At 56.6% G+C, this 13,939-nt stretch carries 15 protein-coding genes and 1 tRNA gene; 8 read left to right on the top strand and 8 right to left on the bottom strand.

All coding sequences use genetic code 11. The annotated features are described in order from the left end of the window. The first annotated feature begins 50 nt into the window (after window positions 1–50). From ACREAY_RS04580 to ACREAY_RS04565, 4 genes are read left to right on the top strand one after another with little or no spacing between them, the layout of a single operon-like run. Window positions 51–860, top strand: a complete 810-nt coding sequence (locus tag ACREAY_RS04580) for an ATP-binding cassette domain-containing protein (protein ID WP_431754581.1) — start codon at window positions 51–53, stop codon at window positions 858–860. Between the two features lie 34 nt (window positions 861–894). Further along, on the top strand, window positions 895–3,267 hold the full coding sequence (locus ACREAY_RS04575) for an ABC transporter substrate-binding protein (protein ID WP_431754580.1): 2,373 nt from the start codon (window positions 895–897) through the stop codon (window positions 3,265–3,267). Window positions 3,268–3,327: 60 nt separating this feature from the next. Next, window positions 3,328–4,377 carry an ABC transporter permease gene (locus ACREAY_RS04570; protein ID WP_431754582.1) on the top strand — a complete coding sequence of 350 codons (1,050 nt, stop codon included), beginning with the start codon at window positions 3,328–3,330 and terminating at the stop codon, window positions 4,375–4,377. Further along, on the top strand, window positions 4,374–5,756 hold the full coding sequence (locus ACREAY_RS04565; RefSeq protein ID WP_431754579.1) for an ABC transporter permease: 1,383 nt from the start codon (window positions 4,374–4,376) through the stop codon (window positions 5,754–5,756). Before ACREAY_RS04570 ends, ACREAY_RS04565 begins: the two co-directional genes overlap by 4 nt. Before the next feature lie 125 nt (window positions 5,757–5,881). Here ACREAY_RS04565 and ACREAY_RS04560 read toward each other — a convergent pair whose 3' ends face one another. The 5 genes from ACREAY_RS04560 to ACREAY_RS04540 all read right to left on the bottom strand — a co-directional run bounded on the left by ACREAY_RS04560 (window position 5,882) and on the right by ACREAY_RS04540 (window position 9,246). Next, a complete protein-coding gene (locus ACREAY_RS04560; protein WP_431754578.1) occupies window positions 5,882–6,271 on the bottom strand; it encodes a translation initiation factor IF-5A in 390 nt (129 codons plus the stop codon). Window positions 6,272–6,372: 101 nt separating this feature from the next. Next, window positions 6,373–6,555, bottom strand: coding sequence for a hypothetical protein (locus tag ACREAY_RS04555; RefSeq protein ID WP_431754577.1), 183 nt, complete (start codon window positions 6,553–6,555; stop codon window positions 6,373–6,375). Between the two features lie 74 nt (window positions 6,556–6,629). Further along, a complete protein-coding gene (locus tag ACREAY_RS04550; protein ID WP_431754576.1) occupies window positions 6,630–7,196 on the bottom strand; it encodes a hypothetical protein in 567 nt (188 codons plus the stop codon). A gap of 147 nt (window positions 7,197–7,343) precedes the next feature. Further along, window positions 7,344–8,306 (bottom strand): magnesium transporter CorA family protein, encoded by a 963-nt coding sequence (locus tag ACREAY_RS04545; RefSeq protein WP_431754575.1) that lies wholly within the window; start codon window positions 8,304–8,306, stop codon window positions 7,344–7,346. A 31-nt stretch (window positions 8,307–8,337) separates the two neighbouring features. Next, entirely contained in the window at window positions 8,338–9,246 is a 909-nt protein-coding gene (locus ACREAY_RS04540) for a glycosyltransferase (RefSeq protein WP_431754574.1), read from the bottom strand. Window positions 9,247–9,323: 77 nt separating this feature from the next. On the opposite strand from ACREAY_RS04540, the gene hemB reads away from it, so the two are divergent. The 3 genes from hemB to ACREAY_RS04525 all read left to right on the top strand — a co-directional run bounded on the left by hemB (window position 9,324) and on the right by ACREAY_RS04525 (window position 11,871). Continuing rightward, window positions 9,324–10,247: a porphobilinogen synthase gene (gene hemB, locus ACREAY_RS04535; RefSeq protein ID WP_431754573.1), complete on the top strand. Its 924-nt coding sequence runs from the start codon at window positions 9,324–9,326 to the stop codon at window positions 10,245–10,247. 39 nt (window positions 10,248–10,286) lie between these two features. Continuing rightward, a tRNA-Tyr gene (locus ACREAY_RS04530) sits at window positions 10,287–10,446 on the top strand. 33 nt (window positions 10,447–10,479) lie between these two features. Continuing rightward, window positions 10,480–11,871: an NAD-dependent succinate-semialdehyde dehydrogenase gene (locus ACREAY_RS04525; protein ID WP_431754572.1), complete on the top strand. Its 1,392-nt coding sequence runs from the start codon at window positions 10,480–10,482 to the stop codon at window positions 11,869–11,871. Between the two features lie 4 nt (window positions 11,872–11,875). On the opposite strand, the gene ACREAY_RS04520 is transcribed toward ACREAY_RS04525, so the two are convergent. After that, a complete protein-coding gene (locus ACREAY_RS04520) occupies window positions 11,876–12,928 on the bottom strand; it encodes an alcohol dehydrogenase (protein ID WP_431754571.1) in 1,053 nt (350 codons plus the stop codon). Between the two features lie 78 nt (window positions 12,929–13,006). On the opposite strand from ACREAY_RS04520, the gene ACREAY_RS04515 reads away from it, so the two are divergent. Then, window positions 13,007–13,369, top strand: coding sequence for a hypothetical protein (locus ACREAY_RS04515; protein WP_431754570.1), 363 nt, complete (start codon window positions 13,007–13,009; stop codon window positions 13,367–13,369). Here the strand turns inward: ACREAY_RS04515 and ACREAY_RS04510 are convergent. Both ACREAY_RS04510 and ACREAY_RS04505 read right to left on the bottom strand, forming a co-directional pair. Then, entirely contained in the window at window positions 13,362–13,625 is a 264-nt protein-coding gene (locus ACREAY_RS04510; protein ID WP_431754569.1) for a TfoX/Sxy family protein, read from the bottom strand. The genes ACREAY_RS04515 and ACREAY_RS04510 overlap by 8 nt on opposite strands. A 6-nt stretch (window positions 13,626–13,631) precedes the next feature. After that, a partial coding sequence (locus ACREAY_RS04505) for a VOC family protein (RefSeq protein WP_431754568.1) occupies window positions 13,632–13,939 on the bottom strand: 308 nt, incomplete at its 5' end.

Genomic DNA, 13,939 nt, shown 5'->3' with positions numbered 1-13,939 from the left:
ATCCTCCCCATGGCTATTGTTTATATCGGCAGACCCCGCACACTGGCCAATTGGGCGCGCTTGTCGAGGCACGGGACCTGAAAAAGTATTTCCCCGTAAAAAAGGGCTTTCGCCAGATGTTCAAGGGCGCCGAGTTTGTCAAGGCAGTCGACGGCGTCAGTTTTGCATTAGAGAGAGGCAAGGTGCTGGTCCTGGCAGGCGAGTCCGGCTCTGGCAAGACGACAGTAGCAAGGCTCGTGCTGCGCGCAATAGACCCGGACGCCGGCTCGATAATGTTTGAAGGCAACGACGTGACGCGCTATGAGGGCAGTCAGCTAAAGCATTTTCGCGCCTCGGTCCACATGGTCTACCAGGACCCCTATTCCTCGCTGAGCCCACGCATGAAGGTTATGGACATTGTCATGGAGCCCCTGACCGTCCACGACAGGAAGAGCTCGAAAAAGGAAAAGGAGGAAAAAGTATTGATATCATTGGATGAAGTCAGGCTGGCGCCCGAGATTGCGCAGCGCCTGCCCCACATGCTGTCGGGGGGCCAGCGCCAGCGTGTCGCGATAGCGAGGGCTCTCGTGACAAAGCCGGCGCTGATAGTGGCAGACGAGCCGGTGTCGATGCTGGACGTCTCGGTCCGTGGCGAGATATTGGAGCTGATGCACGGCCTGAAGGCAAAACACGGCATCTCTTACATCTATATCACCCACGACCTTTCCACCGCCCGCTACGTCGGCGACGACATCGCAGTCATGAACGCAGGCAGGATAGTCGAAACGGGGCCCATTGACAAGGTATTGCTAGACCCGGAGCACGCATACACGCAGTCGCTCATCGCCGCAATCCCGGACCCCGACAGAGGACTTTACTAAAAACATATTAGTGAACCATCCTGCATACTGTTGAATGCACAAGGCGGTTCTTGCTCTTGCGCTTGCATCGATACTTGTCGCCGGCTTTGCACTGCCAAACGCCTTTGCCCAGGCAAAAAAGGGCCCATATGCTGACGAGATACGATTTATCCATTATGAAGACGAAAACGTCGCCCTCGAGGAGGTCAGGTCGGGCGGCCTTGACGCCTATTATTTCAAGATCCCGCTCGAAGTCGCCGACGATGTCAAGGACGACCCCAAGGTCAAGATATACGAAAGGATTGCCGGCTCCAATGGATTGTTTTTGAACCCCGCGCCTTCAAAGGACAAGAAGGTGCTCAACCCGTTCCAGTTCAGGGAAGTGAGGTTTGCCATGAACTACCTCATCGACCGCGAGCTGGCCGTGAACGAGTTCCAGAAGGGTTATGGCAGCCCGCTCGTCGACCCGTTTGGCATCTATTCCCCGGAATACCTCAATTTGATAGACTCGGTCGAGTCATTTGGCTTCCGCCACAACCCGCAGCTTGCCGACAAGATGATGACAGACGCGCTGAAAAAGGCCGGCGCCGCAAAGGAAAATGGGAAATGGATGTACAGCGGCAAGCAGGTTGCGGTAAAGATACTAATAAGGCAGGACGACGCGCCGCGCAAGCTGATCGGCGAGGACGTCGCCTCAAGGCTGGAAAAGATAGGCTTCAAGGCTGAAAAAGAGTACGGCGACCTTAACAAGGCCAACACAGTCGTCTACGGCTCTGACCCGCAAGAGCTGAAATGGCACGTATACACCGAGGGCTTTGCAGGCACTTCGGTTTTCGTGAAATACAACCCAGTAATCCCTGCGCAGATGTACGCCCCGTGGTACGGCAGGATGCCGGGGTTCCAGAACCCTGCCTTCTGGCAGTACCAGAACGCGACGCTTGACGGCACAAGCCAGAGGATACTGTTTGCCAACTTTACGTCAGAGCCGGAGAGAAACGAGCTTGTAAGACAGGCAGTCAGGATGGGCATACAAGAGTCAGTCAGGATTTTTGTCAACCAGAAAACCGACCCGTTCATAGCGTCGCCTTCCGTCAAGGGGCTCGTCAACGACTTTGGCGCCGGCATAACGAGCAAGTACTCGGCCGCAAACGCCAGGCACGACAATAACAGATCACTTGACATCGGCGTCAAGCAGATCCACCAAGGCGCGTGGAACGGCGTCGGCGGCCTGCAGGACACGTACAGCCGCGACGTTTACTACACGGTAGTGGACCCTGCCACTTTCCGCCACCCGTATACCGGCGAGATAATCCCGATGCGGGTCCAGTGGACCAAGATAACCAGCGAAGGCCCCGACGGCAAGCTGAACGTTGTAAGGGACGCCAAGGTGTGGGACCCTGCGACGCAAAAGTGGGCAGCCGCCAAGGGAAGCAAGGTCATGAGCAAGGTCGCGTTCACCCCGATGTATTCAAAGTGGCACCACGGCGCCCAGATGGACAGGGCAGACCTGCTTTACTCTTACTACTTTACGTTTGAATGGGGCACGAACCTCGGCGAAAACGACAGGACCGTCGACCCCGAGTTCACGTCCCTTGCCGGCCCGAACCTGCCCCTGATAAAGGGAGTAAAGTTCACGAAAACAGGATTCGAGTCGTACGTCGATTACTGGCACTATGACGAAAAAGAGATAGCCGAGTTTGCGGCCGTGTGGGCAAGCGAGCCCTGGGAGATAACTGCTGCCACGGAAAGGCTGGTGCAGGACGGCAAGATAGCATATTCAAGGAGCGAGGCGACGGTCAATAACGTCGAGTGGCTCGACCTGATAGTGCCAGAGCACGCCAGGATGGTAAAGGAGGAGCTGCAAAAGATGAAGAAGGAAAATTACGTCCCCGCGGCGCTAAAAGGGACTGTCAGCGCTGCCGACGCGATAAAGCGCTATGACGCAAGCATAAAGTGGATTGACGTGCACAAGAGCGCAGCCATCGGCAACGGGCCATTTTATTTGGATAGTTACAACATCGCCGGCAGGACGATAACGGTCAAGGCGTTCCGCGACGCTTCGTACCCGTTCAAGGTAGGCGAGTTTGCGGCGTATGAAAACCCCAAGCTGGCCAAGATAGTCAAGTCAGAGATCCCAAGGACGATAAAGGCAGGCAAGGCCGCCACTGCGACGATAACGCTGCAGGTCGACGGCAAGCCGAGCAACGACGCGGAGGTCAGCTACTTCATCTCAAACAAGGCCGGCAACGTCGTGATAAAGGGGATAGCCAAGGCGTCTGACAAGGTCGGCACATTCAAGGTAGAGCTGGCGCCGGCAGAGACTGCGAAACTGTCAGCCGGCCCCAACCAGGTCAAGGTGTTTGCCAGCAGCAACCAGGCGTTCAAGCCCGACATCGTGGCTGCGACCGTGATAGTGTCCATGAGCTGACTAACTATAATAGCAAGCGAATGGTGCAAGCATTGACTCGGAGGAGCAGTGGGAAGGGCAATGGATGGAAGGTTCTACCGGTTCATAGTAAAGCGCTCCATAAACATGGCAGTCGTGCTCTTTGCCACCCTCGTGCTCACGATTGCGCTCCTCGGGCCCACCATGGACAGGATACTGGCAGACGGGGTAAAGTATTACGTAGTCGAGGACATCAACCACAGGAACCTGAAATTCCAGAACGCCGGCGACCGGCAGCAGTTCATTGATGCAGCCATTGAAAGGCAGATAAAGACGCTCGGCCTTGACGAGCCGTGGTACTCGCCCAAGCGCTTTTTCAACACCGTCGTCCGCGTGATGGCCCTTGACCTCGGCAGGTCCAACTTTATCACAAGCGACGGAGGCTCGTCAAACGTCCGCGACATCATCCTTGAAAAGATGCCAAAGACGGTGTTGCTGTTTACGACGTCCACGCTCGTCATTACCGTCATCGGCCTGTACCTGGGCGCGTACGTGGCAAACAGGTCCGGCTCTATCCTCGACAGACTCAACTCGGCCTTTGCCGTCTTTAGCGGCAGCTTTCCGACGTGGTGGGTAGGCATGCTCATGATCTTTGCCTTTGCGTTTGCGTACCACATATTTCCCGCAAGGGCGACGCCCTTGACGGCGCCGGACGACCCGGCCTACATCGGCGACCTCCTTTATCATATGCTCCTGCCCCTGATAACGCTGGTGCTGGTGGGCTTTGGCTCGTGGGCGTATATCGTCAGGTATTTTGTCGTAGGCGTGCTTGGGGAGGACTATATCGCGGCAAAAAGGGCGGCCGGCATCTCTGAGAAAAAGATCCTGTATTCGCACGCGCTGAAAAACGCCGCCCCGCCCATTGTTACGGTAATTGCGCTGTCGCTGGCCGGCTCGTTTGGCGGCGCGATAACCGTCGAGGCGGTCTTTGACTGGCCCGGCATGGGGCAGCTGTATTACCAGGCGATAGGGATGCTCGACATCCCCGTCATAATCGGCTTGACCTATGTTTCCACGGTCATTTTCGTCATCACCGTCTTTTTGACCGACATCATCTACGCGTACTTTGACCCGAGGGTAAAAGTGGCATGAGCGCCGCCCTGTCGGGGTCAGAGATAGCAAGAGAGTTCCGCAGGTCAAAGAGCGGGCTTCTCGGCGCGGCCATACTGGCCGGCCTGCTTGTGATGACTGTTTACTCTGTCGTCGCCATACCGCTTGAATCGTTCCGGCAGTGGAACAACCCCAATTTCTGGATAGACCAGCCCAAGTCGGCTGCGCCGGCGTGGACAAACTTGTTCGGGGCAGGGCTGCCAGAGCACGTCGCTATGCGCATGGGCGACGCGCAGGTTTCAGAGTCGTCGGAGGACGGCGTCAGGACTGTCTCCCATTCGTACGCAGTCGACGTCAATTTTGACGCGTACCCCAGCGACTTTATGTTCCTCTACTCTGCCAGGTACGGAGAAACGCAGCCGGCGCTGCAGGTAGACGTCGAGCGCCCGGACGGCAGGGGGTTCCGGGTGTATTTCAGCTCGTTGCCGCCGGCGCAGGAAGGCCAGAACGATTTTTCGTCGCGGGTGTTTTCAACCGACAGCGCGATAGCAGAGTCGCTGCGCGATTATGTAGAAGAGTTTTCCTATGAGCGCGATCCTGCCAGGCCTGAGGCAATGATCTTTTCGGACTCTGGCGAAAACAGGGTGCTGAAAGGGACGTACGTATTCAAGGAGACGTTCTACCTTTTTGAGCAGGGCGACTCTGTCACTGATTCCGGGATAATACTGGGCGGCAGGGTCTACGGCCTGATGGGCACCGACGAGCTGCGCCGCGACCTTGCATCTGGCATACTTTGGGCGGCGCCGGTGGCCCTCTTTATCGGCCTCACCGTCTCGATAGCGTCCATATTGATTGGCCTCGTCTACGGCGTTGCGGCCGGCTACAAGGGCAGCAGGACCGACGAGGGGCTGATGCGCATAAACGACATCTTTTACTCGCTGCCGACGCTCCCGCTGCTGGTCATACTGTCAGTCACGGTCGGCAGGAGCATATTTTTGATAACTGGCTTCCTTGTCATCTTTGGCTGGGTCGGCATGGCAAAGATAAGCAGGAGCCTTGCGCTCCAGATAAAGAACCTGCAGTATGTAGAGGCTGCAAAACTGATGGGCCAGTCCGACACGAAAATAATTTTCCGGCACATCATCCCGCAGCTGTTGCCGCTGACGTTTGCAAGCATTGCAATCGCGGTGCCGGGCGCAATCCTGGGCGAGGCCGCGCTCTCTTTTCTCGGCCTTGGCGACCCGTCGGTCCCGACGTGGGGCCAGATGCTGCACGACGCCAACTCTTCCGGCGCCGCCGTCCGCGGGCTGTGGTGGTGGATAATCCCGCCGGGGGTAATGATCGCGGTAACCGGCCTTGCGTTTGCGCTTGTCGGCAACGCGCTGGACGCGATTGTCAACCCGCGGTCAAAAAGGATGTAGGTCGGATGCCTCAGTACTCATAATCTTCATCACAAAGATGTCAGACGGCTCTTCCTTCACGTCATCAGCATCCAGCGGCAATAGCATTAGCCATGGTGTATGAACTTAACGAAAAAGGGAAAAGGTTAGCCCTTCAGGCGGACTATTTTTATGCGCTCGAGCACCTTCCAGTACTCGATCTCCTGGCCGTTTGGGTTGTCTGCGAGCTTGTCCCTTATCTCGTCTTCCACGGAAGAAGTCTCAAACACCTCAAAGGTTTCAAGGTCCATGATCTGGAGGACGTCGCCGTTCTTTGAAATAATCTGCCCGTTGCGCTTGTCAATAAGCGGGACATCCACCCTGGAGGATACAGGGCCTACAAACGGGTGCGTGCTGCCGTCAAAGACGCCCACCGCGTTTATCCTCGCCTTGGCAGAGCCGTGCTTGCCAGGCTTGCTGTGGTCGTACGAGACGATCCTGCATGGCTCGTTGTCGACGATGATGTACGAACCGACTTTGAGAGCACCAAGTTCCATCGGCTTGCTCAATATAATTCAAAAAAAATAGCTAGAGCCTGCATATTTAACGTTTGCCTTGCATGCGGCCGCCAAACTGTCAACTTTGCGCAGCAATGATTCTAGACGTTGTCAAGCGCAGAGTCTATAAAATCGTCAGTCATCATGGACGGCGCGGCCAGCTCTGGAGGAAACGACAGTGCTTCGCGTATCTGGTGGTACAAAGCCACCTTCCTGTCCATGTCCTTTTCTTCCCGGCAAGCCCACACAAGCTCGTCGATGCTCTTGGCTTGGAAGATATTCATGCAATAGTTTAACGCTGTTCGCTTTTAGCCTTTGTGGGTGCTCGTTACATGGCAAAATACAGTCGCATTGTGCACTACTTTAGCTTCTCAAGTATCGAGAAGCTGACGAGGTTGTTGAGCATTATGCCTTTTCTCGCCACGTCGCGCCGTGTCCGCTCGCAATATTTCTGGTCCGTCTGGTGCGTCTCCGACCCTTCCACTTCCAAGATGACGAGGTTCTTGGCGTACGGGAACGTAAAGCGCGGCTGCTCTGCCGCCACCAGCTGCATTTCTGCAAGGCTCGCCTTTTTCACGCGGTCGCGCCGGGCAATCACGTTTGCAAGGTCGCCTATCGCAGGGTCCCCGTTGGTGTATTTCGTGAAATACAATGAAACATAGTTGAGTTTCTCGCCGGCGCGCTCAAACAGCGGGCCGTTAAAGCTGAACATGAAGGCGAGCTGGTCCATGCCGTAGCTCTTGATGTCGCCAAGCACGCTGGGCATCTCCTTGAAGGACGCGAGGACATAGTTGTTGGCCTTGTTTGGAAAGTAGGGAACGCTCTCGTCAGAAAATGTAGCAGTCACGAAATACATGTCGACGATGTTGGCTGCTTTTTTCCATTCGTCAAGCAGGGCAGACTGCCTGCCATGCGGGGTACACACGTAACCCGCGATATCTCCTGTGCCCGCCAACCCTTCATCAATCAGTGATCGGCAGGATATATACTGTTTGCTCACGCAATCAGGAAATCTTGCATTGCCGAGCTTTCAGCAGTAAAATTACTCTATTTTTGGGAAATAAAATGATAATTATCGGTGGGCCTCGAGCCATCCGAGCCTGTAAAAGTAGATGAACATCAGCCCGGCAGGCGCCGCCGAGACCAGGATGACAAAGATAAGCGTCGTGTACGGCCCAAGCTGGTTCCACGGCCCCGTCTCTATGCCACCGGGCAGGGCGACGTTCATGCCGTAAAAGGTGCTCACCACCGTGACCGGGATTGACAGCGTGAATATTATCGTGAGGACGGCGAGTATCTTGTTGGTCTTTTCAGAGCTGAGCACAAAGTCCGTGTCCTTGTAGATTTCGACAGTCTCCTTGGCCTCTTCAAGGGCCTCGTGCACCTTGTCCACGTGGTCCTGCACGTCCTTGAAATACGGGCCGAGGTCCTCCTTTGAAAAGCGTTGGACGTCCCGGGTCAGCTCGACGACTATGCGCTTCATATTGATGACTATGCGCCTGAGAGTCGTTATCTCGCGGCGCAGGAGCGCTATCTGGCGCGACACGGATATGCGCTCGTCAAACACGAGGTCCTCCACGTCGTCGATGTTGCCCACCACCTTCATCAACAGATGCAACAGGTCGTCGACCAGCGTGTCGATTATTTTGTGCAGGAGGTAGCCGGACGACCTGCCCATTATGGTCTGGCGCATCTTTTCGTCGGCCTTGCACATGCTGAACAGCTCCTCGATGGGCTTAAGCTCGCCCTGGTGCACGGTGATGAGGTAGTCGGAGCCGACGAACATGGACAGCTGGGAGAACACAAAGCCGCGCTCTTTGTCCGGCGTGGGAAAGTGGAGCACGATGAACAGGTGGTCGTCGTAGCGGTCTATCTTGGGTATCTGGATCTTGGACAGCGAGTCCTCAAAGTTGAGCTTGTGAAACGAAGGGTGATTGCGGCTGACCTCGGCAAGGTCGGCATAGGCGGGCCTCTGCATGTCCGTCCAGGCCAGGCCGTTGTTGACGACCGTTTCCTGCCTCTTTTGGGCCTCCATCCCACACTCTGCCGACTGGATACGGCCGCTGTCATAAAAAGGTGTGCGACATGGATCCGTCAAGCATGCGCATGTCAACCGACTTGGAACTCTTGGCGGTGTGCCAAAGCGCCGAGTTTGTGCCGGCCAGCCTCCTTTTGTAGTACGGTATTCTGGCGTACCCGATCGCGGTTGACGCGGCGCCTACGGGGTCTGACGCCATGGCCCTTGCGGTCCTGTTCAGCATGACAGAGAGCGGCAGGTTCATGCCCATCCTTGCAATATACTCGCGCAGCTGGCAGTGGCCGTTGACCGCCCTTATCACCTGCGACGCAAGGTCCTCCATGCTTGCCGCAGGCTGGAAATACACTATCGCCTCGTTGTCGTATTTCACGACAAGGCCCATCTCCAGCACCTTGCACTGCAGGTAGAGGTCGATGGCGATGATGTCCCGGGGCACGGCTATTTTTTTTGCCGCAGGCGCGTCGATTGAAAGGCCCCTGCCCATGGCCGTGTATTTTGACAGCCCCGCCTGCCTCATCGACTGGAGCCAGCTCGAGATGAATGCGGACGCCCTGCCGGCTATGCCCCTCGCAGGGACGGGCTGCGAGTTTGAGGCGCACAGGCTTGCGTCGCCAAGGGCAGCTGCCAGCCGGGCGGTGCAGTCTGGAGCCGGCACGGTGTCGGCGTCATAGAGCACTATCGCGTCGCCGGAAGCGCGCATAAAGATCTCGTTCCACGCAGCCGCCGCGCCCCTCCTTTTTTTGTGGTGCAGGTGCACGATGTCAAGGCGCGAGTGGCTGAGAAACTTGCTCACGGCCTCTGGCGTCCCGTCTGAGGAGTCGTCGGAAATTATCACCTCGTGCACAAGGCCGCCTGCCTGGCCCTCTATGGATTTCAGCAGGTTGGCGATGTTTTTCTCCTCGTTGTATGCAGGGATGCCGACCGTGACTTTGCGCATGCAGGCTTGCTGCTTGGATATTTTATCAATCTTTTGGAAAGAGATAACATATTCATATGCGCCAGCCATTGCAGCATATGGCGTTGCAGCATGTGCACAGCGAGATATTGGCAATGGCCGGACTGCGCAGGGAGCACCTCATCTGCCCCGTGTTTGTGTCGGAAAAGGCGCCGGAGGGCATGAGCGCGATGCCGGGCATGGCGGCGGTGCCCCTCGGTGGCGTGGCGTCCCAATTGCAGCAGATAGCGGACGCGGGGATAAAGTCAGTGATAATTTTCGGCATACCCGGCAGCAGGGATGTGCACGGCTCGGCTGCAGTTGACGGAAACGGCGTCGTGCAGCAGGCAGTCAGGGAAATCAAATCGGTGTTTGGCAGGTCAATCAACGTCATCACAGATGTCTGCGTCTGCCAGTACAATCTGTCTGGGCACTGCGGGCTTTTGCAGGCTGGAAAGGTGGAAAACGACCCGACTGTCAGGATGCTCGCGCAGATAGCAAAAAGCCACGTTGACGCAGGGGCGGATGTCGTCGCGCCTTCGGCCATGATGGACGGCCAGGTCAAGGCGATACGCGAGGCGGTAGGCAGCAGGGCAAGGATACTGTCGTATTCTGCAAAGCACGCGTCGTCGCTCTATGCGCCGTTTAGGTCAGCCGCGTTTGCAAAGAAGGGAAAGATAGACAAAGCGTCGTACCAGGTGTCGTACGCCAGCCCCAGGCAGGCAATGAGGGAGATGGCTTTGGACATTGCAGAAGGCGCCGACATGGTGATGGTCAAGCCGGGCATGGCGTACCTGGACCTTGTAAAGAGAGCAAAGGAGCAGTTTGGCGTCCCGGTGGCGGTGCAGAACGTTTCAGGCGAGTACGCCATGATAAAGGCGGCAGGCATGCGGGGATGGATAGACGAAGAGGAGTGGAAGGCGCTGTTGCTTGCCTCGATGAGGAGGGCCGGCGCCGACAGGATAATATCGTATTTCGCGCTTGACGTCGCGCGGCTCTTGTAAGATTAGATTATATAGCATTCTTGCCGTCAACGTTTTTGTCCCGCTGTAGCTCAGCCTGGTAGAGCTTTCGGCTGTAGATGTCGGCAACTTTGCTGACCGCGTGTAACAGCCTATCGGGCGTACAGGTAGCAGTAACCGAAGAGTCGCAGGCTCAAACAGGATGGCTTTCGCCGTTCTGGAGTAAATCCTGCCGGCGGGATACACCTTTTAGTATGCAATGTAAATTATTGCCATGTCCCAGATCCAGACAGTGAACCCGGCGACCGGCAAGGCCATCGCCAGTTATGATAATGAAAGCGCAGAGCAGGTGGGCCGCAAGGTCAAGACGGCGAGGGAGGCTTTTGCGAAATGGAAAAAGACCGACCTGGCAGAGCGGGCAGAGCTCGTGCGCAGGCTCGGCCGCGTGATGAGGAAAAACCGCGAAAACAATGGCATGATTATCACCGAGGAGATGGGCAAGCCCATCAAGCAGTCGCTTGCGGAAATCGAAAAGTGCGCGTGGGTCTGCGACTATTATGCCGAGCACGCCGAGGTGTTTTTGCGCGACCAGATAATCCCGACAGAGTTCCGCAAGAGCTTTGTGTCATTTGAGCCGCTGGGCGTGGTCGCGTCCATCATGCCTTGGAATTTTCCATTCTGGCAGGTGATGAGGTTTGCAGTCCCGGCGCTGACTGCGGGCAACGTGGGCGTGCTGAAACACTCGAGCATCTGCCTTGGGACATCGCTCAAGCTAAAGCAGGCGTTTGACGACGCGGGCTTTCCGGAAAACACATTCCAGGTGGTGATAGGCGACTACCGCGCCGGCGAGGCGCTGGTGCAGGCAGACATTGACGCGGTGTCCGTAACTGGAAGTTTGAACACCGGCAGGCGCGTCGCAGAGCTGGCGTCAAAGGACCTAAAAAAATTCGTGCTGGAACTGGGCGGCAGCGACCCGTTTGTCGTGCTTGAAGACGCGGACCTGGGCCAGACCGCGCACATGGCGACGCAGTCGAGGCTCTTGAACACCGGCCAGAGCTGCATCTCGGCAAAGAGGTTCATCGTGGTAAGGGAAGTCGCAGACAAGTTCACGAAAATGTTTGTTGAAAACGCGCAGGCAGAAGTGGTGGGCGACCCGCTCGACTCCAAGACGACGGTCGGGCCGCTGGTGCGCGACAGCCAGAGGCAGGCACTGGCAAGGCAGGTCAACGACGCCCGGGCAAAGGGGGGCAAGGTCCTAACGGGTGGCAGACACGTGAACCGGGACGGCTACTTTTACGAGCCGACCATCGTCTCAAACGTGAGCCACGACATGGAGATGGTAAGGGAGGAGGTGTTTGGGCCGGCGGCGCCCATAATCGTGGTTGAAAACGAGGAGCACGCAATAAGGGAGGCCAACAATTCCGAGTTTGGCCTTGGCGCCAGCATCTGGACCAACAACATCGAGCGCGGGATAAAGCTGGCCCGCCAGATAGAGTCGGGCATGGTGTCCGTGAACGAGATGGTCAAGTCAGACCCGCGCCTGCCATTTGGCGGCGTCAAAAAGTCAGGCATCGGGCGCGAGCTATCAGAGTTTGGCATAAAGGAATTCGTGAACATAAAATCGGTGGTCGTAAAGGACATCACGAGCAGGCTGCTAGTAGAGTAGCCGGCTAGGGGTTGATTACCGCCCTGCCGACTATTTTTCGCGCCTTTAGCTCTTCAAGCGCCGTGTTTGCCTCGTCGAGCGTAAACTTGCGCGACACTATCGACTGCACCTTGCCCTTCTTGGCCAGCTCGACCAGGTCGACAAGGTCGGCGTACTTGCCGGTGTAGGCGCCCGTCAGCGTATAGGCGCGCAGCGGGATGAGCGGCAGGTTTACCTCCATCGAGCCCCCGAAAAGTCCGACCATTATCATCTTGCCGCGCTTTCTCAGCATGTTGAAAGTGTTTGACGCCGTCTTTGTGTTATTGACAAAGTCGATTACCGCTTCTGCGCCGAGGCCCTTGGTCAGGTCCTTTACCGCCTGCACCGGATCGGCCGAGCCCGAGTTTATGGTGTGGTCTGCGCCGAGCTTTTTCGCCTCCTCCAGGTTCTTTTCCCCAATGTCTACCACCACCACCCTGGCGCCCGTTATCGCCTTGGCTATCTGGACTGCCATCAGGCCCAGGCCGCCGGCGCCCACGATGACCATCGTCTCTCCGTCCTTGACTGCCGCCTTTTTCACCGCCGTATAGGCCGTCAGGCCGGAGCAGGCCAGTGATGCTGCGGCGTTTGGGTCAAAGTCGCCCAGCTTTACCAGATACTTGAAATTCGGCACGAGCGCGTACTCGCCATAGCCTCCGTCCTGGTAGACGCCAAGCGACTTGGGCGCGTCGCAGACGTTCTCCTCGCCGGCCCTGCACGCGGGGCACGAGCCTTCGCCTATCCACGGGTAGACGAGCACCCGCTCGCCCTTTTGAAAGCCCTTTACAGACTCGCCCAGATCGGCTATCGAGCCGGCGATCTCGTGGCCGGGCGTCAGCGGGAATTTCACGCCGCGGTCTTCGACCTTCATGAAAACGCCCTGCGGGCCGGCATAGCCGCCCTCCCAAAGGTGCAGGTCGCTGTGGCAGACGCCTACGCTTTCAACTTTTACAAGGACCTGATCGCCCTTAGGCTTTGGAGTATCGATATTTTCCACCTTTAATGGTTCATTGGTCTTTAGTATGCGGGCAACTTTCATGTCGTTGAAATGGTGCCATTGTGGTATTAAACTAAACGCATGAAAGGCTTTAATTGCGATCTGCGCAAATTTGCATCGTTGAAGGTGCGCCCTGTCGCGTACGTGCTTGTCGTAATCAGCATAGTCGGGGTGATTGCGATCCCGACCGGAAACCCGATGTTTCTGGAAAGGGCCATAGCGATTGAAATCGCTTTCATTACGCTTGCAGTATTGACGTTCATGGGCTACAGGAAGCACCTGTACGCGTGCATACCGCTTGCCACCGTCGTCATTATCGGCAATTCCCTTGCGCCCCCGCACGTAGAGATAATGACCACGTTCTCAAAGCCGCTCAACGCGGCCGTCTTGATAACTGGCGGCTACATATTGCAGGCCGCGCTGGTGGTTGCGACCGTGCACGAGCTCGTAATAAAGCGCAACGCGATGCAAAAGGTCACCTGACTTGCTTTAACAGCTGCTCTTTTGTTTTCTCTGGAAGGTCGTTCCAGTGCCTGCCCATCAGCGCGCCCTGCAGGGAATACAGGTAATAGCAGACAGGCATCGTCTTGCCGGGGTTTCTGTCCCGGATCATCCGGTGGGCTTTTGCGGCCCCCACCTTTTCCAGGTCGCTCTTGTTTTTTATCCCAATTTCGTTTAGTCTTTTTTCTATCGTCGGGCCGATGTTTTTCAATCCTGCAAGGCCGCTTTTCTTTTTCATGCCAGTTCACTTGAAGTAGGGCAGGTATTCCTTTGCAGGCTCTATCATCTGCGATATGTTGACTGGCATGCCGTTTGGGTCTATAACTGCAAAGTGGCGCTCGCCCCAGGGCTCGTTGCGCACCGCAAGTGCCACCTTTATTCCCGATTTTTCCAGCCGGCTGCATTCCTCGTCAACGTCCTCCACCTCAATCGTGTATATCGCCCCTTTTCCGCAATAGGCAGGCTGGAAGATCGGCGGCTGCGTCTCGTGGTCGGGCAGGACAAACGCCACGTCCATGGGCGGGCTGCCGCCTGATCGCACCTGGATATACC

The sequence above is a fragment of the Nitrososphaera sp. genome (assembly GCF_050748925.1).
In the GTDB taxonomy this organism is placed as follows: Archaea; Thermoproteota; Nitrososphaeria; order Nitrososphaerales; family Nitrososphaeraceae; genus Nitrososphaera.
The sequence above is the reverse complement of the archived record's forward strand: the minus strand, read 5'-3'. Positions and strand labels throughout refer to the sequence as shown.